This is a genomic window from Pseudomonas sp. M30-35, from assembly GCF_002163625.1.
Classification (GTDB): domain Bacteria; phylum Pseudomonadota; class Gammaproteobacteria; order Pseudomonadales; family Pseudomonadaceae; genus Aquipseudomonas.
Genome location: NZ_CP020892.1, coordinates 2,562,438 through 2,585,955, shown reverse-complemented (window position 1 = coordinate 2,585,955; position 23,518 = coordinate 2,562,438). Strand labels below are relative to the sequence as shown.

At 54.5% G+C, this 23,518-nt stretch carries 18 protein-coding genes; 14 read left to right on the top strand and 4 right to left on the bottom strand.

The features are described from left to right. Positions 1–29: 29 nt before the first annotated feature. Positions 30–959, bottom strand: a complete 930-nt coding sequence (locus tag B9K09_RS11820) for a LysR family transcriptional regulator (protein WP_087516987.1) — start codon at positions 957–959, stop codon at positions 30–32. Between the two features lie 155 nt (positions 960–1,114). Here B9K09_RS11820 and B9K09_RS11815 point away from each other — a divergent pair, with 155 nt between their 5' ends. Beyond that, the gene (locus B9K09_RS11815) at positions 1,115–2,344 is read left to right on the top strand and encodes an acyl-CoA dehydrogenase (protein ID WP_087516986.1); all 1,230 of its coding nucleotides are present in this window, start codon (positions 1,115–1,117) and stop codon (positions 2,342–2,344) included. Between the two features lie 87 nt (positions 2,345–2,431). Here the strand turns inward: B9K09_RS11815 and B9K09_RS11810 are convergent, their stop codons facing one another. Beyond that, a complete protein-coding gene (locus tag B9K09_RS11810; protein ID WP_087516985.1) occupies positions 2,432–3,823 on the bottom strand; it encodes a substrate-binding domain-containing protein in 1,392 nt (463 codons plus the stop codon). A 159-nt stretch (positions 3,824–3,982) separates the two neighbouring features. Next, a complete protein-coding gene (gene xthA, locus B9K09_RS11805) occupies positions 3,983–4,795 on the bottom strand; it encodes an exodeoxyribonuclease III (RefSeq protein WP_087516984.1) in 813 nt (270 codons plus the stop codon). Positions 4,796–4,939: 144 nt separating this feature from the next. On the opposite strand from xthA, the gene B9K09_RS11800 reads away from it, so the two are divergent. The 5 genes from B9K09_RS11800 to tpx all read left to right on the top strand — a co-directional run bounded on the left by B9K09_RS11800 (position 4,940) and on the right by tpx (position 13,343). Next, positions 4,940–5,581, top strand: coding sequence for an N-acetyltransferase (locus tag B9K09_RS11800; RefSeq protein ID WP_087516983.1), 642 nt, complete (start codon positions 4,940–4,942; stop codon positions 5,579–5,581). 136 nt (positions 5,582–5,717) lie between these two features. Continuing rightward, positions 5,718–7,457 carry an autotransporter assembly complex family protein gene (locus B9K09_RS11795; protein WP_087516982.1) on the top strand — a complete coding sequence of 580 codons (1,740 nt, stop codon included), beginning with the start codon at positions 5,718–5,720 and terminating at the stop codon, positions 7,455–7,457. Then, the gene (locus tag B9K09_RS11790) at positions 7,454–11,125 is read left to right on the top strand and encodes a translocation/assembly module TamB domain-containing protein (protein WP_087516981.1); all 3,672 of its coding nucleotides are present in this window, start codon (positions 7,454–7,456) and stop codon (positions 11,123–11,125) included. Before B9K09_RS11795 ends, B9K09_RS11790 begins: the two co-directional genes overlap by 4 nt. A 246-nt stretch (positions 11,126–11,371) precedes the next feature. After that, positions 11,372–12,712 carry a sodium:alanine symporter family protein gene (locus B9K09_RS11785; RefSeq protein WP_087516980.1) on the top strand — a complete coding sequence of 447 codons (1,341 nt, stop codon included), beginning with the start codon at positions 11,372–11,374 and terminating at the stop codon, positions 12,710–12,712. A 130-nt stretch (positions 12,713–12,842) separates the two neighbouring features. After that, positions 12,843–13,343, top strand: coding sequence for a thiol peroxidase (gene tpx, locus B9K09_RS11780; protein ID WP_087516979.1), 501 nt, complete (start codon positions 12,843–12,845; stop codon positions 13,341–13,343). 126 nt (positions 13,344–13,469) lie between these two features. Here the strand turns inward: tpx and B9K09_RS11775 are convergent, their stop codons facing one another. Continuing rightward, complete coding sequence (locus tag B9K09_RS11775; protein WP_087516978.1) at positions 13,470–14,465, bottom strand: aldo/keto reductase; 996 nt, start codon at positions 14,463–14,465, stop codon at positions 13,470–13,472. A gap of 121 nt (positions 14,466–14,586) precedes the next feature. Here B9K09_RS11775 and B9K09_RS11770 point away from each other — a divergent pair, with 121 nt between their 5' ends. The 8 genes from B9K09_RS11770 to B9K09_RS11735 all read left to right on the top strand — a co-directional run bounded on the left by B9K09_RS11770 (position 14,587) and on the right by B9K09_RS11735 (position 23,192). Then, a complete protein-coding gene (locus B9K09_RS11770; RefSeq protein ID WP_087516977.1) occupies positions 14,587–15,504 on the top strand; it encodes a LysR family transcriptional regulator in 918 nt (305 codons plus the stop codon). 127 nt (positions 15,505–15,631) lie between these two features. Then, on the top strand, positions 15,632–16,324 hold the full coding sequence (locus tag B9K09_RS11765; RefSeq protein WP_087516976.1) for a response regulator transcription factor: 693 nt from the start codon (positions 15,632–15,634) through the stop codon (positions 16,322–16,324). Between the two features lie 2 nt (positions 16,325–16,326). Further along, entirely contained in the window at positions 16,327–17,664 is a 1,338-nt protein-coding gene (locus tag B9K09_RS11760) for a sensor histidine kinase (protein WP_087516975.1), read from the top strand. Positions 17,665–17,782: 118 nt separating this feature from the next. Further along, positions 17,783–20,011: a TonB-dependent siderophore receptor gene (locus B9K09_RS11755; RefSeq protein ID WP_087516974.1), complete on the top strand. Its 2,229-nt coding sequence runs from the start codon at positions 17,783–17,785 to the stop codon at positions 20,009–20,011. 125 nt (positions 20,012–20,136) lie between these two features. Continuing rightward, complete coding sequence (locus B9K09_RS11750; RefSeq protein ID WP_087516973.1) at positions 20,137–21,033, top strand: alpha/beta hydrolase; 897 nt, start codon at positions 20,137–20,139, stop codon at positions 21,031–21,033. Then, the gene (locus B9K09_RS11745) at positions 21,030–21,320 is read left to right on the top strand and encodes an iron transporter (RefSeq protein WP_087516972.1); all 291 of its coding nucleotides are present in this window, start codon (positions 21,030–21,032) and stop codon (positions 21,318–21,320) included. Before B9K09_RS11750 ends, B9K09_RS11745 begins: the two co-directional genes overlap by 4 nt. Next, on the top strand, positions 21,317–22,855 hold the full coding sequence (locus B9K09_RS11740) for a PepSY domain-containing protein (RefSeq protein WP_087516971.1): 1,539 nt from the start codon (positions 21,317–21,319) through the stop codon (positions 22,853–22,855). The genes B9K09_RS11745 and B9K09_RS11740 overlap by 4 nt, the downstream gene beginning before the upstream one ends. A 1-nt stretch (position 22,856) precedes the next feature. Further along, positions 22,857–23,192, top strand: coding sequence for a DUF3325 domain-containing protein (locus B9K09_RS11735; RefSeq protein ID WP_087516970.1), 336 nt, complete (start codon positions 22,857–22,859; stop codon positions 23,190–23,192). Positions 23,193–23,518 lie beyond the last annotated feature (326 nt).

Below are 23,518 nucleotides of genomic sequence, written 5' to 3'. Positions count from 1 at the left end.
AACAACCGTCATCCACCTTACAGACCTTATTATTCGGACTTCTCCGCTTGTTTTTCACGCAAGCTCACTTGCTGGCAAATCTCAATGATTTGTTCACGCATCCAACGGTTCGCTGGATCTTGATCGGTGCTTTCGTGCCAGTACAGATGAGTTTCCAGCGTCGGCATTTCCTTCACCGGTAATTGCATGTAGTGCAGGTCGTTGCTGCGTGCGAAGCGTTCCGGCACGGTCATCGCCATATCGGTGTTGTGCAATACCGTGTTGGCCATCAGGTAATGCTGAGAGCGCAGGGCAATTTTGCGCTGAATCCCCATTTTACCCAGCGCCAGATCGATGTAGCCCAAACCGCTGCGGCGGCTGGAGATATGGATGTGGCTGAGCGACAGGTATTCATCAAGGCTGATTTTGTCTTTCGCCAACGGATGGTTTTTACGCAGCGCGCAGACGTAGCGGTCTTCCAACAGCTTGACGTGACGTACCTGTGGGTCGGTGTTGAGTGGGGCGTCGATGGCAAAATCAAGGCGCCCGGCAGCCAATTCCTTAGTCGTTTCACGGCGGCGCGCCAGCATACTTTCAATGCAGACCTTGGGTGCGAGGCGGCGTAGACGCTGGAACAGCGCAGGAAAAATCATCGCTTCACTGAGGTCAGTCATGCTGATGCGATAGGTTTTATTGGCTTGTGCCGGGTTGAATGTACGGCTTTCTTGCACTGATATGCGCAGTTGCTGCAACGCGTTACGCACCGGGCCAATGATGTTTTGTGACATCGGCGTCGGCACCATGCCTTGAGCAGTGCGCACAAACAGCGGGTCATTAAAGGTTTCGCGCAAGCGCGCCAATGCGTTGGACACGGCAGGTTGGGTAATGCCAACGATTTGTCCGGCGCGAGTCAGATTAGCCTCGGTATAGATTGCATCGAAGACGACAAAGAGGTTCAGATCGACCTTGTTGAGATTCATTCCGTAGTTGCTCCGAGGTGTGCCAGCATCAGTGAATCATATATCGGTGATGAATGTTTATACACGCTGAAAATAGCTTAGGTAAATTTTCATCTGTGATCTAGCATAATTTTCAGCCAATTTATTTACCGTTCAACGTCAAAAAGGTAGCGCCCATGGATTTCGCCTATTCGCCCAAAGTTCAGGACCTGCGTGAGCGCGTCACCGCGTTTATGGAAACCAATGTGTATCCCGCTGAAGCTGTATTTGAACAGCAAGTCAGTGAAGGAGACCGCTGGCAGCCGACCGCAATCATGGAAGAGTTGAAAGCCAAAGCTAAGGCTGAAGGCTTATGGAACCTGTTTCTGCCGGACTCTGAGTTGGGGGCAGGGCTGACCAATGCCGAATACGCGCCCTTGGCTGAAATCATGGGCAGCTCGATGATTGGCCCAGAACCATTCAACTGCGCCGCGCCAGACACCGGCAATATGGAAGTGTTGGTACGCTATGCCAACGAAGCGCAGAAGAAGCAGTGGCTTGAACCGTTGCTCAGCGGCGATATTCGCTCAGCGTTTGCCATGACTGAGCCGCAAGTGGCTTCATCCGACGCCACTAATATGCAGGCAACCGCAGTGCGCGATGGTGACGAGTGGGTCATCAATGGCCGCAAATGGTGGACATCTGGTGCATGCGACCCACGCTGCAAGATTCTGGTGTTCATGGGGCTGACCAATCCAGACGGTCCGCGCCATCAACAGCACTCAATGATTCTGGTGCCGATGGACGCCGATGGTGTCAAAGTCATTCGTCCGTTGCCGGTGTTCGGCTATGACGACGCACCGCACGGTCATGCTGAGATGGTTTTTGAGAACGTTCGCGTACCCTATGAAAACGTGCTGCTGGGCGAGGGGCGAGGGTTTGAGATCGCTCAGGGTCGCCTTGGTCCGGGTCGCATTCACCACTGCATGCGCTCAATCGGCATGGCTGAGCGCGCGCTGAAACTAATGTGTGAACGCTCGATTGAACGCTCTGCATTCGGCAAGCCATTGGCCCGCTTGGGCGGCAACGTTGATCTGATTGCTGACTCGCGCATGGAAATCAACATGGCGCGTCTGTTGACCCTCAATGCGGCTTATATGATGGACACTGTCGGCAACAAGGTGGCGCGCAGTGAAATTGCGCAAATCAAGGTCGTGGCCCCGAATGTCGCGCTGAAAGTGATTGACCGGGCGATTCAAATGCACGGTGGTGGCGGTGTATCCAATGACTTCCCACTGGCGTACTGGTACGCGATGCAACGCACTCTGCGTCTGGCTGACGGTCCTGATGAAGTTCACCGCGCAGCCATTGGTAAGTTCGAGATTGGCAAGTACATCTCCCGCGAAGCGATGAATGCTACGCGTTAGTACTGTGTTAACTGAGCATTTCGGAAATAGAGCGCCCGGTAGCCAGTCTGCCGGGCGCTTAATTTTTGTCATGAAACTAACGGCCGCTTAGTAAACCCAGACCTCGACCCGACGATTTTTGATCCTGCCTTCTTCATCATTGGCGGCGACTGGAAGCACGTCACCCAGCCCGATGATGTCTTTAAATGCCACACCTTGCTTGGACAGTTCACGGCGTACAGCCATGGCCCGCAACTTGGATAGCAATTCGGCGCGGGCTGGATCAGATTTAGGGTCGCCGAAACCGACCAGGACAACATTCTGATGCAGTTTGTTTTGTGCGTTTAAGTAGTCGAAAACCCGGCTAAGGTCGCGCAGGGCCTTGTTATCAAGGTTGGCACTGCCTTCTGCGAAACGGAAATTCACTGACAATCGCTCAGCGTTGCTGCTCAACTGCTGGTAAGCCTTCGGCATACCTGGTGTTGCTGGCACCTTGACTGCGCTGACTGTCTGCGAAATAAAGCCGTTTTGCGCAACGATGGCCTGACCGCGTGGGCTGTGAGCGAAGTTGACCAGTGCTTTTACCCAGGGCTTGCTCTGTGCTGGCGGGTTGTAGAGGAATAAGCGCCGCGACAGAGGATAGTCCTCTGTGGCAATAGCTGTACGCGTCGGCAGCATGGGCTGGGAGTCACCGCTGGCAATGGCCAACGCCTTGGCTTGGCGGATCGAAGGCAGGCCTGTGAAGCCAATGCCTTGCGGGTCGCTGCTAACCGTATCCGAGAGCTTATCGTTTGACTCGAAGCGTTGGGCGGTCGCCGCCAGTGACTTGCCGTTAGCACTGAGCACCAGTTCTTTAAAGGTGTCGTAAGTGCCCGAATTGTCATCGCGCGCGTACAAATGGATCTCACCTGACTGGCCGCCCAGTTGTGCCCAGTTGCTGATTTCTCCTGAAAACACCTGCGCCAGTTGGTCAGTGCTCAATGAGGTGATTGGATTGCTCGGATGCAGGATAATGGCTAAACCATCAATGGCTATGACCTGTTCTGCGTCGCGACTTTTCATATCGCCAATGCGGGAGAGGCTTGCTACTTCTGCATCTTTGATCGGTCTTGAAGCGGCAGCAATATCTGCGCTGTCATCTTGCAAGCCAACAAAGCCGGTACTTGAGCCATGGGCTGCGATATTAACCGTAACGTTCTGGCCTTTTGCCGAGGTAGCGGTGACCCTTTGCTCGTTTTCTACAGCACCTGGCAGGACGCTGATTTCTCGATAGCCCTGTGCCTCAAGCATGCCCTTGACCAGTGCCGGCCCCAGCGTGGCGCCGATGGTGTTAGAGCCTTGGATGCGCAGCAGCGGAGCGCTCGACTGCATGTTGCTAGCTGTCGGTTGCTGCGCCGCAAATACTGACCAGGGCAGGGCGTAGCAAATAAAACCGAGAAGGATAAGAGTAGAGGCACGGCTCCACGTTTCACGTTCATTATCGAGCAGGGCGCACGACATGCGGCAAACACCTTGTATGGGTGAGAAGTGCCGCGAAGATAAGACAAAATTGTGACGACGATGTGACGCTGCAATTGTCTTTTGCTTTATTTTTAGGTGCTTACTCGCTTAAAGATAGGCGCGCGGCAGCCTTACTTTGTACCTGCCGCGCGCAAGGTTTTAGCTCAGCTCCAACCAGATAGGCGCATGGTCCGATGGTTTCTCCATGCCGCGCAGTGCGTAATCAATGCCCGTTGCCTTGATTCTGTCTTGTAGCCCTGCGCTTGCCAGGATCACATCAATACGCAGGCCTCGCTTGGGCTCATCTTCAAAACCACGGCTGCGGTAATCAAACCAACTGAACTGGTCATTCACCTGTGGGTTTTGTAGCCGGAAGCTGTCGACCAGCCCCCAGCTTTTGAGGGTAGCAAGCCATTCGCGTTCTTCTGGGAGAAAGCTGCATTTACCGGTTTTCAGCCAGCGTTTGCGGTTCACTTCGCCGATACCAATGTCGCAGTCTTCGGGCGAGATATTAATATCGCCCATCACTACAAGGGCTTGGTTTGGCTGATACTGGGTAGTCAGCAACTGCTGCAAGTCAGCGTAGAAACGTTGCTTTGCGGGAAATTTTGTCGGGTGGTCACGGCTTTCACCCTGCGGGAAATAACCATTCATCACGGTTACCGGGTTGCCGTTTTTATCCGCAAAGGTGCCATAGATGAAACGCCGCTGGGCATCCTCATCATCTCCGGCAAAACCCTTGTGCAATTCTAACGGTGCTTCACGTGAAAGCAGGGCAACACCGTAGTGGCCTTTTTGCCCGTGATAATGCACGTGGTAACCCAGCGCCTGGATGTCAGCAGCCGGGAATTGCTCGTCGGATACTTTGGTTTCTTGCAGACCAATGACGTCGGGTTGATGTTTCTCAATCAAGGCCGCCAACTGATGCGGGCGTGCGCGCAGGCCGTTGATATTGAAGGAGACAATCTTCATGGCGGCAGATCCTGGATTCATTACGTATGAGAAGACAGATGCTAGCCGATTGCGACCGGTAACGGCCAGCCATCTAGCAGGCTTGGTTTAGCGGTGCTAGGGTGGAAGTAGGCTCTTTAAGAACAATACAAGAGGTCGTCACTGATGCCAAATAGCACTGCTGAAGTACGAATGCTCGACGCCGGCTACTCCCATGAGGCGCGCTCGTTGCTCTATCACGCCTATCGACATGACCCTACATTCGCTTATTTATTTGAGGCCGAACGTCCCGGCTTTGATCAGCGTGTGCGCGCCACTATTCGTGAACTTGTGCAGCAACATTTCAGTGAGGATCAACCGGCAATTGGCTTATTGATTGAAGACCGGCTGATCGGTATCGCTCTGATTGCGCCACCACAGCGCCGGCTTGATATTACTGAAAGCTGGTCATGGCGGATGCGCATGTTATTAACCACCGGTTTTCGCTGCACCAAGCGTTACCTTGAATACCATGCTGCCTTGATGGCTTGCTTGCCGATTGGTGCGTATCACGTATTACCGTTGATCGGCATTCATCCGGAGTATCAAGGCCAGCACCGTGGTGAGCAATTGCTTGAGGCGCTGCACAACTGGTGCGCTGATGACCCTAGTTCACAAGGTATCGTGGTCGATACTGGCAATCCTCACTATCTGAATTTCTACAAGCGCCAAGGCTATGAGGAAGTGGGTCAAATCGCCGTAGGGCCGATTATTGAGCATGTTTTCTTGCACCCCAATCCCCAGCAGGTGACCAAGGAAAGCGCGTGAGCACGCCGCTTGAAACCTCGAGCGCATAATTGCAGTTGAACCAACCTACTAACTAGTACATGCGTGCCTGAGTCTGTAATGTTGAACTGCATTAAGTGCTCTAGGTGATGGTGCGCGTCGTGCTAGCATCGCTTCTATGATTGCGGTGAAAAAGCTTTGCGCCGGAGTGGCGCTCATGGTGTTCTGCGCCAGTGTGTTGGCTGAATCTCGTCTTAGAGTTTCCGTTCAACCGGCGAATAAAGAACTAAAAGCCAACGTGGAAGGCTATATCGGTTCGCTCGGTGAGCGTAATGCCGATGCGTTGCAGCGTTTTAGTCTAGTGGCCCAAGGCCAAGCCGAGAAAGCTGCTCAGGCCCTTGGCTATTATCAAGCGCAGATCACCACCGAAGTTGTTGAATCAACCCCGCCGCAACTCAACGTCACGATCAACCCCGGCGAGCCTGTGCATCTGCGCAATGTCGTGGTGCGTGTTGATGGGCCTGCTGCACAGCTCAGTCAATTTAAATTACCCAAGGGCGCGCGCCTCAAGTCGGGTGATGTGCTCAACCATGGTACGTATGACGCGGCTAAGCGGCACATTCTTAACCAAGGTTCTCGCTATGGCTTTTTCGCTGGAAAATTCACCAGCCAGCAGCTTGATATTGACCCGCGTGCCGGTATTGCCGATGTTTCACTGATTTATGAAAGCGGCCCGCGCTATACCTTTGGCGACGTTGGCTTCAACGGTGACTACGACCTCGATAATGATTTGCTGCAACGTATGGTGCCGTTCAAACCGAATACACCCTATAACTCAGACAAAATTGCCGAGCTCTATCAAGCGCTGCGTTCAAGCGATTACTTTGAGATCGTGCAGGTCGATGCTAATCCGTCGCAGGCAGTAGGCGAAACGATTCCTGTGGTTGTCCAGCTTTCAGCGCGCAAGCCTCGCAGTATGGGCATTGGTTTGGGTTTCTCAACGGACGTGGGACCACGGGGGCGGGCTAACTGGACGCGCCATTACGCCAACCCGCAGGGCCACAGCTATGGTGCTGAATTGGAACTGTCGGCGCCACGCCAAAACGTCAGTGTGTTTTATGACATCCCGCTGGATCCACCGCTAACCGACAAACTCAGATTTGTCGGTGGTTATCAGTACGAAGACCTGCCGGATACCGATACCCTGAGTAATCTGATCACCGTTGGCCCGGAGTGGCATAGCCAGCTTGATAATGGCTGGCAGCGGGTTATTTCGCTGAAGTGGCAACGTGAGGAGTACGAACTGGGTGACGACTCTGGTTTGAGCACTTTGCTGTTGCCGGGGATCAGCTATGCCTATTTGCAGAGCGATAGTCAGGTTGATCCGAGTCAGGGCTATCGTCTGCAGTTCGACCTTGCGGCCGGTAAGGAAGGTCTGGGTTCTGACTCCGATGTGGTGCATTCCAATGCATTGGCGAAAGGCCTTTACACCCTGGCCAGGAAACACCGGTTTTTGGGCCGGGCGCAGATCGGTGGAACTGAGTCGAATGGCTTCAGCAATGTGCCACCGTCGTTACGTTTTTTCGCCGGTGGCGACCAAAGTGTGCGCGGTTACGATTACGACAGCCTTTCGCCTGAAAACTCGGATGGCGACAAGATTGGTGGTCGCTACCTGGTCGCAGGCTCGGTCGAATACCAATACAGCGTCGCCGAGAAATGGCGTGTCGCAACGTTCTTCGACCAAGGCAACTCGTTTAACGATTTGGAGTTTCCGTCGCTTAAAAAATCCTTTGGTTTCGGCGTGCGCTGGATTTCGCCTTTGGGTCCATTGCGTTTAGACCTGGCCAAGCCGATCAACCCAGGCAAAGACGATGACGACGGCATCCATATTCACTTCTCGATGGGGCCAGAGCTGTGAATCGTCTGTTGAAGCGCAGCCTTTGGGCGGTACTGGCAGTAGCCCTGATATTGCTGATCGCAATGACCAGCCTGCTAGGCACGCAAGCGGGGAGTCGCTGGCTGCTGGGCCAAGTGCCGGGGTTACAACTCGAAAACTTCAGTGGCCGTTTGGCTGGGTATTGGCGGGCTGATGCACTGACTTGGCAACAAGAGGCAACGGTTGTCGATGTAAAAGAGCCGCAATTTGAGTGGTCACCAGGTTGTCTGATGCGCATGACCTTGTGTATCGACCAGCTCAAGGCGCAAGCCATTACGTTGCAGCTGCCAGCCAGCACTGATGAACCCAGTAGCGGGCCGATAACCCTGCCTGAGTTGAACCTGCCTGTTGCGATAGAACTGGGTGATATTGAAGTGGGGCGTTTGCAGCTCAACGGCGTTGAGCAACTTCAGGGCTTGCAGTTGGTGGCGCATTGGACCGCTGAAGGCTTGAAGATTGATAAGTTGGATCTGCAGCGTGAAGATTTAAGCGTTGCCCTGACAGGTTTGCTCCAACCAAGCGGTAACTGGCCGATCACGGTCACGGGCGATATAAATCTGCCGTCACCCGATAGCGGTCCATGGAAGCTGGTGGTGAATATCAGCGGTGATTTACAACAGACCCTGAATATAGATGCACAAAGTAGCGGTTATTTGCCGGGGCATTTGACCGGTGAACTGCAAGCCTTGGCTGAAAATCTGCCCGCAAAATTGCAGCTCAAGGCCGATGGTTTTAAAGGCAGCGCGGCTTTGCCTGACACGCTGTACTTGAACAAGGTTTTACTGACCGCCGAAGGTGACCTGAAGCAGGGTTACACAATCAACGGTAATGCACAGTTGCCGGGTGATGGCGGTGATATTGGCTTGCTGTTGCAAGGTCTGGTGACTGGCCAGGGTGCAAACATTTCGCAGCTGCAACTCAGTGCAGATGACCAGCGCAAACTCGACCTCGATGCCGAGATGAGTTGGAGTGATGGCTTCAGCGTCGACGCCAGTTTCGATTGGCAGGACTTCCCTTGGCTGATGCTTTATCCGCTGGAAACGCCACCGCCGGTAACGGTTAAAACTCTCAAGGGCGATATCAGCTTTGCTGACGGAAACTACTTGGGAAACATCGATGCCAATCTGCTTGGGCCAGCAGGGGCGTTCAGTGTGAAAACCCCCGTGAGTGGCGATCTGATCCAAGTGCATCTGCCTGACTTACAGGTCGTAGCTGGGCAGGGTAAGGCACAGGGTCGGGTTCAGGTTGGGTTTGCGGATGGGGTTAGCTGGGATACTCAACTGCAACTCACTGACCTCGACCCCGCGTATTGGCTGGCGGAGATGCCGGGCACCTTGGCTGGGCCGCTTGCCAGCAAAGGTCAGTTGAAAAATGAAACGCTCAATCTGAGCGCCGCTTTAGACATTAACGGCAAGCTGCGTGGGCAGACCGCACAGCTTAAAGTCGATGCTACAGGCGCGGGGCAGTCGTGGAATCTGAGTGCCCTGCATATCAAACTTGGCGAAAACAGCATCAACGGCAGCGGCGCTCTGGATAAAACCCTGAGCGGCCAGTTACGTTTGAATCTACCGCGTCTTGGCCAGCTCTGGCCTGGGCTGCAAGGTCAGGTCAACGGCCAAGTTGATGTGGCCGGCAGCCTCAAAGCGCCGCAGGGCAAGCTAACGCTGAAAGGCCAGCAAATTGCCTACACCGATCAGCGAATCAACAGCCTCGATCTTGATGCGACCTTGAACAGTGCACAGCAAGCAAACCTGCAGCTGGTTGCTGAGGGTATTGCCCTTGGCGAAACCCAGCTTGGGCGCTTGGATGCCAAGGCCCAAGGTAATCAACAACGTCAGGGGCTGACGCTGAACCTCAAAGGCCCAATGCTCGAAACATCCCTGGCCTTGCAAGGGGTGTTGAATGACAAAGGTGCTTGGCGCGGCACGTTGGACAACGGTCAGATCAAAAGTGGTGGACAAGATTGGCGCTTGCAGCAAGCCGCTAAGTTGGAACGTCTGGCTAATGGTCAAATTACCTTGGGCAAGCATTGCTGGCGCTCAGGCAGTGCTTCGTTATGTGGCGAAGACCAGCGTTTAATGCCTGATCCGCGAATTCGTTATCAACTTAAAGGCTTTCCGTTAGACAGCTTGGCCAAGTGGTTCCCAGATGATTTCGCCTGGAAAGGGCAGTTGGATGCGGCAATCAAACTCGACATCCCCAGCACCGGACCCAGTGGGCAAATTACGCTGGATGCCGGGCGCGGCTCATGGCGGGTGCGTAACGCGGGCGAGTGGAATGATTTCAATTATGACAACCTGCGTCTGGTCAGTGATTTGAAACCAACCCAGATCGCCAGCACATTACAGCTGAGTGGGCCGAAGATCGGTCAACTCAATGTTCAGGCCAAGCTGGATCCGCGGCCCGGTACGCGACCGATATCAGGCACCTTCAATTTACAGGGCGTCGACATTTCGCTCGCCAGACCTTTTGTGCCGATGGTCGATACCTTGACTGGTCGCCTCAGTGGTAACGGTACGTTGTCGGGCACGCTGCTAGCGCCGCTGGTTAATGGTCGTGTTCAATTGAGTGAAGCTGAGATCTCCGGTGGCCAGTTACCGACCCCGTTTGAAGACTTGCAACTGCTAGCCTTGATCAATGGGCAGAACCTGCAACTGACTGGCGGCTGGCGCAGTGGGGAGAAGGGCGCCGGTAAGTTAAAAGGTAACCTGGCTTGGGGAGACGGTCTTGCCGGGCAGTTGAACATCAGCGCCAAACAGTTGCCGGTCAATGTTGAGCCTTATGCAGCGCTGGAGGTAGAGCCGGATATCACGATCGTCGTTGCCAATGAGCAAATGTCGGTTCGTGGCAAGGTTCTGGTACCGCGCGGCAGTATCGAGGTGCGTGAGTTGCCACCTTCAACGGTGCAGGTATCGAGCGATGCGCGGATCGTTGGCAGTCAAGCAGCAGACAGCAAACCCGTCGCTATCGTCATGGACGTTGATGTGATCGTCGGCCAGGACTTGCTCAAGTTCAGTGGCTTCGGGCTCAAGGCTGACATCGCCGGTGACGTGCACATTGGCAATGATCTGGATACCCGCGGCGTGCTCAACTTGAACAACGGCAAGTTCAACGCTTATGGCCAGAAATTGACAATCCGCCGTGCACGCCTGCTGTTTGCTGGGCCGATAGACCAGCCGTATCTGGATGTTGAAGCGATTCGTACTGTCGATGATGTGGTGGCCGGGTTACGTCTGACGGGAAATGCTGCTGAGCCGAAAAGCGAGGTGTTCTCGGAGCCTGCAATGAGCCAGAACCAGGCGCTCAGCTACCTGATTTTGGGGCGGCCGATTGGAGATAGCGGTGACAATAACCTGATCGGTCAGGCTGTTGTCGCGATGAGCCTTAAAGGCGGCTCACCGTTTGCCGGTAATGTTGCGCAAACCCTCGGTATTCAAGACTTCCAACTCGACAGTGAAGGCAGTGGCGACAGCACCAGCGTAGTTGCCAGCGGCAAGCTGTCGGAACGGCTCAGTTTGCGCTACGGCGTCGGGGTGTTTGAGCCGGTGAATACCGTGGCCCTGCGCTATGAATTGACCAAGCGCCTATACCTTGAGGCCGCCAGTGGCTTAGCCAGTTCGCTGGATATTTTCTTCAAGCGTGATTTCTGATTGCTTATATTGTGAAAAAACTCTTCAAAATCAACGCTCCATTCTTAAAAGAGGCGTGGTAGCATCCAAGGCCATCAAGGTGCTGTAGCACTTTGACACAACTAGGTTGCTGCAACGTCAATTGGCTTTACGTGACCCGTAACGCCGACCTGTTGTCAGCACAGACAGTGGCGCTCATCGGCGGCCTGTCCTGACTATCAGCCCGGTCACAGCTGGCGCTGAACAACAACAAAAAAGGAGCTAGCGATGGAGTTCATCAACAATCTGGTCAACCAGGTTAACGGCCTCGTGTGGGGGCCGCCAATGTTGGTGTTGATCCTCGGCACAGGTCTTTTCCTGATGCTGCGTTTGAAGTTTATGCCGCTGACACACATTGCCACAGGCTTCCGCCTGATGTGGCGCGGCCGCACCAAGGGTGAGGGCGAAGTCGGCGAAATCACCCCGTTCCAAGCATTAATGACCACCCTTGCAGCCACTGTCGGTACCGGTAATATTGCCGGTGTTGCAACGGCTATTTTCCTCGGTGGCCCAGGTGCGCTGTTCTGGATGTGGTGTACCGCTCTGGTGGGCATGGCGACCAAATACTGCGAAGTGGTGCTGGCTGTTCACTACCGTGAGAAAGACTCACGCGGTGCGTTCGTCGGCGGGCCGATGTATGCCATCAAGAACGGTCTAGGCAAGAAGTGGGCATGGATGGGCGCAGCCTTTGCCATCTTTGGTGGCTTTGCGGGCTTTGGTATCGGCAACATGGTTCAGGTCAACAGTATGGCCAGCGCCATGCAAGAGACTTTCAATGTGCCGCCGCTGGTTACCGGTGTTGTCAGCATGGTGCTGGTGGGCCTGGTAATTCTGGGTGGTATCCGCCGTATCGGTAAGGTCGCTGCTTCACTTGTTCCTTTCATGTGTGTGGCCTACATCATTGCTGCAATCGTGGTGTTGGTGGTTAACGCTGCGGCGATTCCAGCTGCATTCGACCTGATCATCACTCACGCCTTTACCCCAATCGCTGCAACTGGCGGCTTTGCCGGTGCTGCGGTAATGGCGGCGATCCGTTTTGGTGTGGCTCGCGGTATTTTCTCCAACGAAGCAGGTCTTGGTACTGCGGGTATTGCGCAGGCCGCGGGCACCACTGACAGCCCGATTCGTTCTGGCATGATCGGTATGCTCGGAACCTTTATCGATACCCTGATCATCTGCACCATGACCGGCCTGGCAATTATCTGCTCGGGTGTATGGAGTAGCGGTGCCAGCGGTGCGGCATTGTCTGCGGCAGCATTTGACTCGGCCATGCCGGGCATTGGCGGACCGATCCTGACTATCGCCTTGGTGGTCTTTGCCTTCACCACAATCCTGGGCTGGAGCTACTACGGTGAGCGTTGCTGGGAATACCTGATGGGGACCAAAACCATCCTGCCATTTCGTCTGATCTGGGTCTTGGCTGTACCTTTCGGTGCAATCGCCCAGCTGGATTTCGCATGGCTGGTGGCGGATACCCTGAACGGCTTGATGGCACTGCCTAACTTGCTGGCGCTGTTGCTGCTAAGCCCGGTGGTGGTGAAGCTGACCAAAGAGCATTTCAGCAAGTAGATGACGGTTAAACTCCACTCGGTTTGTGGGGTTTAAGCACATAAAAAAGCCTCGCAATCGCGAGGCTTTTTTATGTGCGGCATGTTTTACTGATGTACCTAGACCTTTGACAACCAAGAGGATCATTGTAATGACTCAAGTAACCTTGCGTGGCAATCCTGTAGATGTAGCAGGCAACTTGCCTGAGGTGGGCCAACAGGCTCCAGCCTTTACTTTGGTGGGTGCAGGTCTGGCTGATGTAAGCCTGAGCAGCCTGGCTGGTAAACGCAAAGTATTGAACATTTTCCCAAGCGTCGACACGCCAACCTGTGCTACGTCCGTGCGTAAATTCAATACTGAAGCCAGTGCATTGGAAAACACTGTCGTTGCCTGCATCTCGGCAGATCTGCCATTTGCTCAGGCTCGTTTCTGCGGTGCAGAAGGCTTGGACAACGTAGTGAACCTGTCGACTATGCGCGGTGCTGAGTTTCTTAAAGACTATGGCGTCGCTTTGACTTCAGGCCCATTGGCCGGTGTTGCGGCACGTGCCGTTGTGGTTCTCGATGAGAATGACAAAGTTCTGCACAGCGAGTTGGTTGCAGAAATTGGTAGCGAGCCGAACTATGACGCAGCAATTGCTGTGCTCAAGTAAGACTGTGCTTATGCGCTGAGAAACCGCTGCGATAATTCTTCAGAGTCTCGCCAGCGGCGCATAAATAAAAAACCGCAATCAACTCGATTGCGGTTTTTTGTGGGCGGCTTAAATTAAATGGCTAGATCACAGGGTCAGCATAGCCATCGACTCGGCGCCATACCGCTCACCGGCAGCAGCTTGAGCTGGGAAGATAGCGTTCAGCGCAGCAAGCTCCGTGGCGCTTAGGCTGATTTCCAGTGCCGCAATATTTTCTTCCAGATAACGGCGCCGCTTGGTTCCAGGAATCGGCACAATGTCGCTGCCCTGAGCCAGCACCCAAGCCAACGCCAACTGTGAGGCCTTGACGCCTTTGTCGTGTGCTAGCTGTTCCACTTGATGCACCAAATCCAGGTTTTTGCTGAAGTTCTCACCTTGAAAGCGCGGGCTGAAGCGCCGGTAATCGTCTTCGGCGAAATCCTCGGGGCTTTTCAGCGCGCCAGTTAGAAAGCCGCGCCCCAGTGGACTGTACGGTACAAAGGCGATGCCCAGTTCGCGGCAGGTCGCCAGTACCTGATTTTCCTCTGGATCACGTGTCCACAATGAATATTCGCTTTGCACGGCGCTTATCGGGTGAACCTGATTGGCACGCTGCAGTGTTTGTGGCGCAACTTCACTGAGCCCGAGATAGCGAACCTTGCCTTGTTGGACCAAATCCGCCATTGCACCGACGGTATCCTCAATGGGTACGTCAGGATCGATACGGTGCTGGTAATACAGGTCGATATAGTCGGTCTGTAAACGCTTAAGGCTGCCTTCAACGGATGCGCGAACGTAGTCTGGATGACCACTCACACCGCGTACATGCGGGTTGTTTGGGTCACGCAGCAGGCCGAACTTAGTGGCGATAAAAGCCTGCTGGCGTTTGCCTGACAAAGCCTGGCCGAGTAGCTCTTCATTGCTGTGTGGACCGTAGGCATCTGCTGTGTCGAACAGGTTTAAACCCAATTCAAGGGCGCGGTGCAGAGTGGCGATTGATTCGCTGTGGTTCTGGTTGGTCACGTAGAAATCGCTCATGCCCATGCAGCCCAAACCGATTGCAGATACCTGCGGACCGTTGTGACCGAGTTGGCGAGTTTTCATCGGTTAAACCCTTTGCGAGTGAATGTGCGATCAGTTTGGCTGTTATCTATTGCCAGATAAACCGGCTAAAATCACATGCACTATTTTGAAAATCTAAATAATCAAGGCAAATGAGGCAGGCATGGATCGGGTCTTGGCAATGCAGGTATTTAGCCGAATTGTTGAGCTGGGCGCTTTTGGCAAAGCAGCCGATAGCCTTGGTATGTCGCGCGCATCGGTGACCCAGCTGATCAAACAGCTTGAGAGTCATTTGGGCGTGCAATTGCTGCAGCGTACCACCCGTCAAGTACGCGCGACCTTGGATGGACAGGCCTATTACCAGCGTTGTCAGCTGCTGTTGGCGGATATTGAAGAGGCTGAGTCGTTTTTCTCGCAAACCCGGGATAACCCGCAAGGGTTGTTGCGCATTGATCTGCCTGCATCGTTGGGGCATCGGGTAATCATTCCGGCACTTGCTGATTTTTGTGCGCGCTACAGCAAGATAGAACTGATTGTCGGCTCATCCGACCGTCCGGTTGAACTGGTGCGTGAAGGTGTCGATTGTGTCGTCAGGGCAGGGGATATCCACGATCTCAGCCTGATCGCCAGACCGCTTGGGCAGTTGCCGCAGATTACCTGTGCAAGCGCCGCTTACCTCAATAAATTTGGTACCCCGCAGAACCTTGAGGATTTGTCTGTTCACCGGGCAGTCAATTTTGCTTCAGCGCTCAATGGCCGTGTATTTCCCCTTGAGTTCAGCGTGAACGGCAAGTTAGTCACATTTGTGCAGCCGGGCTCGATCACGGTCACCAATGCCGAAGGTTATGTAGCTGCTTGTGAAGCGGGGTTGGGCATCATTCAAGCACCGTATTATCACCTGCGTGAACAAATCGAGGCAGGCACCTTGCGCGAGATTCTTGCACAGCACCGACCACCTGCAATGCCACTTACCGCGCTGTATCCGCCACAGCGCCAACTTTCCCGGCGGGTGCGGGTATTTGTTGATTGGCTGGTTGAGCTGTTTTCGGCAGAGCAATGGAGTAAAGGGGCTGATAAGTAGCTCAGGTACTTGTAGTGCGCTGCACGGCTTAGCTCACGCTTTGTGCAGATGTTGTTCAAACGGTCAATAATCTGGCAATATTGCAACTGGTTATTATTTGCGTTTGATTGCTATGGCTAGCGGCACAATGACTTCTCACATTTTGGCGATCGAAGATGATCCGGTGCTTTCTGTGCATTTGCACGAGCACCTGTCCAGTCGCGGTTTTAAAGTGACCCTGCACGGTGATGGCAAAGCAGGGTTAGCCCAAGGGCTGAAACAGTCCTTTGATTTGGTCTTGTTGGATATTCTCCTGCCGAGCCTCGATGGCCTCAAGGTTCTGGCCCAGTTGCGTCAAAACAGCAACGTGCCGGTGATCCTGATGTCGGCACTGGGTGCCGAGCAGGACCGTATCGCAGGTTTTAGTCAGGGCGCTGATGATTACTTGCCAAAACCCTTCACCATGGCTGAGTTGGAAGTACGTATCGCCGCAATTATGCGGCGAGTGGCTTATGAACGTGGTTATCGAAAAGTCACTAAAGCGGTGCCAACGCTTGAGCTGAACCAGAAACACAATGACGCTCGGCACGATGGCCAGTGGGCGCAATTGACCACTACCGAGTTTCGCCTTCTGGAGTTGCTGATCGAAAATGCGGGCGAGGTGCTAAGCAAGGCATTTCTTTATCAGCAAGTGCTGCACCGGGCTTACTCCCAGCATGATCGCAGTCTCGACATGCACATAAGCCATGTGCGCCGTAAACTTTCAGCCATCGGTTACCTGAGCGGTCGGCTGGATACAGCATGGGGCAAAGGCTATGTATTTGAGCTTGATCAGAGTTGAACATGACCCGTCGCTATCCGTTGTTTTGGCGCCTTGCTGTGCAACTCCTCGGGGTGTGCATTCTGATCGCCTGGGGCGCTTGGTATTGGAGCGGGATCATTGAGCAGCGCAGTGCTTACCTGAGTCCTGCCGCGCAACAACAACTGCATGCATATGCCGATGAGGCGGAACAGGCTTGGTTGCAAAGCGGTGCTGATGGCGTCGAGCGTTGGGTCGAGCAAATGGCCGTTAGAGAGCCTGGCATTTGGGTTGCTGTAATAGGCAGCAGCCTGGAGAGCTTAGGCCGCCAGCCATTCACTGCCGAAGAGTTTTCCCACTTACGCAGGTTGCGCATTGTCGATGGCCCCATGAGCCAGCGCGTTCGTGGCTTGCCGTATCTCGGCATTCCATTTGTGCAGGCACCGGGGCAGGTGGTTATTCAGCTGCCACGACGCTTTGTGCCTGAAGGCTTTACCTGGTCTATGCAGGTGCTTCTACACGGAGTGGTGCCGGCGATTCTGGCATTGCTACTGTGCCTGCTGATTTATCGCCAGATCATCGCGCCGCTGGGTTACTTGCTCGATCAGGTCAATGCGCTTGGCGGTGACAACCTGGCAGCGCGTGTGTCGCCCAAGCTAAGTCAGCGCCAGGATGAGTTAGGCAGGCTTGGTCGCGCGTTTGATCACATGGCTGAGCGACTGGACAAAACTGTATCGCGACAACGCCAACTGCTGCGCGATGTATCCCATGAGTTACGTACACCGCTGTCGCGCTTACGGGTGGCGGGCGAGTGTGCAACTGATGTGTCAGAGCTGCGTTTGCGCCTGGAGCGCGAAGTTGAGTCGATGCAGGTGCTGGTCGACGGCACGCTTGAGCTGGTCTGGCTGGACACCGAACGACCGCAGTTAGATTTGCAAAGCATTGATGTGGCAGCGTTGTGGGGCGTGCTTTGTGAAGATGCCTGCTTCGAAAGCGGTTGGGACGCTAGCAGGTTGCGTTGTCAATTGCCCGAGAACTGCCAAGTGCGCGGACACCTGAACAGCTTGGCGCAGGCTCTGGAAAACATACTGCGTAATGCTATTCGCTACTCACCGGCGCAAGGGTGCGTGTATTTGCGCGGTCAACGCGATGCAGATGGCTGGCTGCTGCATATCGAGGATGAGGGCGGCGGTATCGCTGACTCTGAGCTGGAAACAATCTTCCAACCTTTTACCCGTTTGAGCGCAGCGCGGCCGGGTGGTGAAGGTTTTGGGCTGGGCCTGGCAATCGCCAGAAGTGCAGTGCGCCTGCAAGGCGGCGAGTTGTGGGCCGACAATGGCGACACAGGACTTCGGCTTTGGTTGCGTTTACAAAGTGTATAGTTTGTAAATGATCTTTATTCTCTAACGAGAATCAATATCATCTCCGCCATCTAGCGCAGAGGAGAGCCCGCTACCAGCTCCTCTCATGCACGCAATTGGCAGACATGGAGAGATGTTGATGCAGTACCGCCCTAAATTAAATCACCTGACATTGGCTTTTTTGGCCATAAGTGGCTCGCAGGTTGGATTTGCTGCTGACTCAGAAAACAATGCAGAGGGCACTGTGCAGTTGCAGGACGCTTATGTGTTGGGGACTGCCGAGGAGGAGCTCAAGCAGGCGCCTGGTGTGTCGATCATCACCGCGGAAGACATCAAGAAACGTCCACCCGTCAACGACCTCTCCGACATCATCCGCAAAATGCCCGGGGTTAACCTGACCGGCAACAGTGCGACGGGTCAGTACGGCAATAATCGCCAGATCGACATTCGAGGCATGGGCCCGGAAAACACCCTGATCCTGATTGACGGCAAACCTGTCAGCTCGCGTAACTCTGTGCGCATGGGCCGCAGTGGCGAGCGTAATACCCGTGGCGACAGTAACTGGGTGCCTGCAGCGGCAGTTGAGCGTATTGAAGTACTGCGCGGGCCTGCTGCTGCGCGTTATGGTTCGGGCGCGGCGGGTGGTGTGGTCAACATCATTACCAAAGCCCCAACCCATGAGCACAGCGGCCAGGTAACGGCTTACACCAACCTGCCTGAAAACGATGCAGAAGGGGTGACCAAGCGCATTAACTTCAATATGGCAGGGCCAATTGTCGAGGCGTTGTCGTACCGCTTGTACGGCAACTTCAACAAGACGGATGCCGATGACCTGTCGCTCAATGAAGAGTTTGCCACAAGCCCAACCGCGACCCCGCCAGCCGGTCGCGAAGGCGTGCGCAATAAGGATGTAAGTGGTCTTCTGCGCTGGGATCTGGACCCGCAGCAGGTGCTCGAGTTTGAAGGTGGCTATAGCCGTCAGGGCAATATTTATGCGGGCGACCGAGCTGTCAGCACCAGTGGTACCGAGCTAATCAGTCAGCTCGCCGGTGATGGTAAAGAAACCAACGTGATGTACCGCCAAACGGCATCGGTAACCCATCGTGGCGACTGGGATTTCGGCACATCGCAGGTTGTTGCTTCTTACGAGAACACCCGTAACCATCGCCTTAACGAGGGCTTGGCCGGTGGTCCAGAAGGCAGTATCACCACCGCTGACGACTGGTCGACTTCGGAGCTGAAAGCGTACCGCTTGGCAGGTGAAGTGAATATGCCGCTGCAAATCGGCCGCCCGCAGGTGCTGACGCTTGGTACGGAGCTTACCCGCGATGAGCTGGACGATCCGTACTCAATGACGCAGAGCACCGGCAACGGCGGCGATGTGCCGGGAGCTGACACGGGCGTTCGTTCGGGTAAAGCAGATGCCGACAACTATGCCGTATTTGCTGAGGACAACATTGAGCTCAGTGACCGCTGGATTCTGACCCCTGGACTGCGTTTCGACCATCACAGCCAGTTCGGCGGTAATTGGAGCCCGAGCCTCAACAGCACTTACAAAATCACCGATGCGATCTCGCTTAAGGGTGGTGTTGCCAAGGCATTCAAAGCACCGAACCTGTATCAGTCCAACACAAATTATCTTTATTACACCCGAGGCAACGGCTGCCCGGTTGATGCGCCAAGCCTGGGCAGTGGCTGCTATGTACAGGGTAATGACGATCTCGATGCGGAAACCAGCATAAACAAAGAGATTGGTATTGTTTATGACCAGGCGGGTTGGAACGCCGGGATTACCTATTTCCACAACGATTACAAAGACAAGATCACCGCAGGTCTTGATCAAGTGGCGCAGACCAACAGCAATGGTCGGGTTTTTCAGTGGGAGAACGCGCCCAAGGCCGTCGTTTCTGGCTGGGAAGGCAGTTTGAATATCCCGCTGCTGGGCAATGAAGGTGAAGTTCTGTCTTGGAATAACAATTTCACCTACATGATTGAAAACACCAACAAGTCGACCAACGAGCCGTTGTCGATTATCCCGGAATACACAATCAACTCGATGCTCGATTGGGCGGTCACTGACAGCCTCGACCTGTCATTCAATATGAGCCATTACGGCAAGCAGGAACCGCGCAACCTGACCTCGCGTGGCGCTGCCGCAACGGGTGATGAGCTCAAAACTCGCGGCAGCTACAGCGTATTCGGCTTAACCGGAAACTATGAATTGGATGACACCTGGAGTTTCTCGACTGGGATAAACAACCTGTTCGACAAGGAACTCAAGCGTGAAGCCAACTCCGGCGGCGAAGGTGCCAATACCTACAACGAACCGGGCCGCTCTTACTTCGCTTCGGTGACTGCGAACTTCTGACTATTAGTCTCCTTTGACCGCTCTAACCAGCGGTTTTTTACTCCGCCAGTGACCCTGGCGGAGTTCTTTGTTTTCGGCTGTTGCGAAAGCAATCAAGTCACTGCTGGATCGAGGAAGCGGATGTAATGAAGTATTTGCTGTTGTTGTTATCTTTTCTGCCCTGGATGGCGCAGGCCAAGCCAGATCTGACCCGCGTCATGGGTGAGACTCTGGCTGAGCGCGGCTCGGAGTTTTTCAACTTTGAACACTTTGATCTGTCTTCGGCAGATAACCAGCGCCACTACCGGGTTTATCTGGCAATTCCCAAGCAGCCAGCGCCAGCGTCAGGTTATCCGGTGTTGTACATGCTCGACGGCAATGCAGCATTAACCACCCTCAAGGATCAATGGTTTAGTGCTTTGCCTGAGACACCGCTGCTGGTGATGATCGGTTATGCCGGTGAGCGAGTGATCAACGCTCCAGCCCGCACGCTCGACTACACCCCCGCGCCGCAAGCAGGCCAGCCCTTTGTCACTCCGGGGCGCATGGCGGGTGGGGCATCTGCATTCATGCAATTGATTGAAGGCCAGATCAAACCCGTTGTAGAGGCTAAATACCCGCTGGATAAGCAGCGCCGAAGTCTTTGGGGGCATTCATTTGGCGGCCTGTTCGTACTCAATACCCTGTTTACCCAGCCACAGAGCTTTAACCGCTACATAGCGGCAAGCCCCTCATTATGGTGGCAGTCAGGTTTAATTCTGGAGATTGAAAAGCAGCTACCCGCAGATGCCCAAGGGCAGCTGCTAATCGTGCATGGCGAGCTGGAAGGGCAAGCGCAAAAGGGCCGGGAAGTACCCAAGGAGCGCGCGGCAGCTATGCGTGCGGTGGGAGCTGATGCATTACCTGAAATGGTCAAGCGCTTAGCAGGCTTTCCGGGATTGCAGCTTGAGTATCAAAAATTGCCGGGGCTTGGCCATGGCCCGATGTTGCCCGCGTCTATCCCGTGGGCGTTAAAAGTCGCGACGGAGCCACAAGCACAATGAAAGCTCAGGCGTTTAGTGGGTCGATGCTGTCACGGGTGCTCGCCGCGATATTCGCCGGCTACCTGTTTACCTACGCATTCACTGCAGCACTGTCGCAAGTACTGCCCACCGAGCCGCGTGCGGCAATGACAATCGCAACATGGCCAGCCTTTGTGATCTACCCATTGGTGATTCTCTGGGCCTTCGCCTGCGCTCGCGTGCGGGTGGTTTGGAGCGGTTTATTACTGGCCAGCGGTGTGTTGCTAATCATCGGGTTTTGGCCGCAATTAATGAGGGCTTGGTCATGAAGTCACAATCGTTAACGCAATCGATGTCGTGGTTACATACCTGGGTTGGGCTGGTATTTGGCTGGTTGTTGTTTGCTATTTTCCTCACCGGAACCTTGGCCGTATTCGACAAGGAAATCGATGTCTGGATGCGCCCCGAAGCGCCCGCGCATAAAGTCGATCAACCCCAAGCTGTGCAGCGGGCAATTGCCTATTTGCAGGCCAAGCACGCGAATGCTTCAGCTTGGAATATCGGCTTGCCGACCGAGCGCTCACCGGGCTTGACGGTGTCTGCCGGCGAGCAGCGTCGAGGTGGGCCACGGCAATACCTTGACCCCAACACGGGTGAACCGATAGCGGTGCGCGACAGTGCCGGTGGCGGTCACTTTTTCCGCTTTCACTTCACCCTCAATATGCCGCGCAATATTGGTATCTGGCTGGTCGGTTTTGCTGCGATTGGTATGTTGGTGGCGCTGTTTAGCAGCCTGATCATCCATAAAAAATTCTTCAAGGAATTCTTCACTTTCCGCCCGGGTAAAGGCCAGCGGTCATGGTTGGATGCGCATAACGCCACAGGCGTGTTGGTGTTGCCTTTCCACTTGATGATCACCTACACCGGGCTGGTGATTTTCTCGGTCATTTATATGCCTGCCGCAGTCGATGCCTTGTTTGATGGTGATCGTCAGGCCGCTTTCGGCCGCGATCAGCATGAGCAGCGGGGCGCGCGTACTGTTACCCCCGCGACGCCTGCTCAACTGACCCCGGTCGGTCCGGTATTGGCTGAGGCAGAGCGGGTTATGGGTGAAATCGGATCGCTGTCTATCAGTAATCCAGGGCGTAGCGATGCCAGGATCGAAGCGCGCCCGGTACTGGGCAATAGAATCGAGCTGACCAAGGGCAAGAGCATGGCCTTCGATGGATTAAGCGGCAAGGTTGTAAATCAACCGGAGCAGAACCGCGGTGCAATTCTGAGTCAGCGGGTGATCGCTGGTTTGCATTTCGCCCAGTTCGGTGGCTACCCGATGCGCTGGTTGTACTTTCTTTGCAGCCTCGCCAGTTGCGCAATGATCGCCACCGGCCTGGTGCTGTTCACCGTTAAACGTCGGCGTAGGCATGACGCAGAAGGCCCCATCGCTGCTTGGCTGTATAAGGTGGCGGAGCGGTTGAATGTGGCAATCATTCCCGGTTTGAGCATCGCTTGTATCGGTTATCTGTGGGCTAACCGCTTGCTGCCGATTGAGGTGGCGGAACGTGGAGCGCTGGAGGTACGGCTATTTTTTGCCATTTGGCTGTTGAGCTTGGTCCATGCCTATTGCCGTCCTTATATTCAAGCGTGGCGCGAGCAGTTGGGTTTGGCCGCATTTCTATGCCTGGCCTTGCCGCTGCTCAGCACCATGACCCTTAAACAACCCTGGGCCGAGCCCATCCGGCTATATGTTGAGCTGACGGCGATTGCTTGCGGTGCATTACTGGCTTTTTGCGCTTGGCGAGTAGGCCAGCCAAAGGTGCGGATTACCTCGTGTCGTCAGCCTTCAGTCGCGGTACAGGTGCAATAACATGTTGATCAACTTTTTTGCCGGACTGTTGCTGGTTTATTGCGCCATGTCGGCACTTTGTCTAGGTATAAAGCGCCACTACAAGAATGTCTGGAAGCGTGAGCCACAAACCTATGTCTGTCGCGCTTTACGAGTTGCCGGTTGGTTGTTGCTGGGCGCGGGCTTTATGGCCTGCGTATCGAGCTGGGGCTGGGCCATGGGCCCGATTGGCTGGCTGGGACAGGTCAGTCTGGCGGGTTTGCTGCTGGTTATGAGCTTGCCCTATAAGCCAAGGCTGGCGTTGATCTTGCCGGTGATTAGCGCGCCGGTCTGGTTGCTTGCCTGGGCAGTGCTGTAAGGCTCGATAGACGGCTGGATCACTCACCGGGGCTTCCAGCCTTTAGGGAACCTCTGAAAAACTACTGCGCTAGGTATTACTGGGGCAGCCCGTGCTGCGTTAAAAAACTGCTCAAAATGCTCATTTACAACACGTAAAGTCGAGCGCGACCTCGGCCGCTTTTCGCAGTTTTTTGCCTTGTACTCCCGTCGCTCGCTACCTTTTTCAGAGGTTCCTTAGCCAAAACTTAACCATTTAGTGCGATTTGCCGCTGCTGATTTGTGTTTGTTTGGCACAAACTGCAACAGACCATAAGTAAATAGCTGGTAAAGAGGCTTTGCTTAGGC

Bases quoted from the DNA above. Each gene is read 5' to 3' on its own strand.
- B9K09_RS11820 (WP_087516987.1), bottom strand. From the start codon at position 959: ATGAATCTCAACAAGGTCGATCTGAACCTCTTTGTCGTCTTCGATGCA.
- B9K09_RS11815 (WP_087516986.1), top strand. From the start codon at position 1,115: ATGGATTTCGCCTATTCGCCCAAAGTTCAGGACCTGCGTGAGCGCGTC.
- B9K09_RS11810 (WP_087516985.1), bottom strand. From the start codon at position 3,823: ATGTCGTGCGCCCTGCTCGATAATGAACGTGAAACGTGGAGCCGTGCC.
- xthA (WP_087516984.1), bottom strand. From the start codon at position 4,795: ATGAAGATTGTCTCCTTCAATATCAACGGCCTGCGCGCACGCCCGCAT.
- B9K09_RS11800 (WP_087516983.1), top strand. From the start codon at position 4,940: ATGCCAAATAGCACTGCTGAAGTACGAATGCTCGACGCCGGCTACTCC.
- B9K09_RS11795 (WP_087516982.1), top strand. From the start codon at position 5,718: ATGATTGCGGTGAAAAAGCTTTGCGCCGGAGTGGCGCTCATGGTGTTC.
- B9K09_RS11785 (WP_087516980.1), top strand. From the start codon at position 11,372: ATGGAGTTCATCAACAATCTGGTCAACCAGGTTAACGGCCTCGTGTGG.
- tpx (WP_087516979.1), top strand. From the start codon at position 12,843: ATGACTCAAGTAACCTTGCGTGGCAATCCTGTAGATGTAGCAGGCAAC.
- B9K09_RS11775 (WP_087516978.1), bottom strand. From the start codon at position 14,465: ATGAAAACTCGCCAACTCGGTCACAACGGTCCGCAGGTATCTGCAATC.
- B9K09_RS11770 (WP_087516977.1), top strand. From the start codon at position 14,587: ATGGATCGGGTCTTGGCAATGCAGGTATTTAGCCGAATTGTTGAGCTG.
- B9K09_RS11765 (WP_087516976.1), top strand. From the start codon at position 15,632: ATGACTTCTCACATTTTGGCGATCGAAGATGATCCGGTGCTTTCTGTG.
- B9K09_RS11760 (WP_087516975.1), top strand. From the start codon at position 16,327: ATGACCCGTCGCTATCCGTTGTTTTGGCGCCTTGCTGTGCAACTCCTC.
- B9K09_RS11755 (WP_087516974.1), top strand. From the start codon at position 17,783: ATGCAGTACCGCCCTAAATTAAATCACCTGACATTGGCTTTTTTGGCC.
- B9K09_RS11750 (WP_087516973.1), top strand. From the start codon at position 20,137: ATGAAGTATTTGCTGTTGTTGTTATCTTTTCTGCCCTGGATGGCGCAG.
- B9K09_RS11745 (WP_087516972.1), top strand. From the start codon at position 21,030: ATGAAAGCTCAGGCGTTTAGTGGGTCGATGCTGTCACGGGTGCTCGCC.
- B9K09_RS11740 (WP_087516971.1), top strand. From the start codon at position 21,317: ATGAAGTCACAATCGTTAACGCAATCGATGTCGTGGTTACATACCTGG.
- B9K09_RS11735 (WP_087516970.1), top strand. From the start codon at position 22,857: ATGTTGATCAACTTTTTTGCCGGACTGTTGCTGGTTTATTGCGCCATG.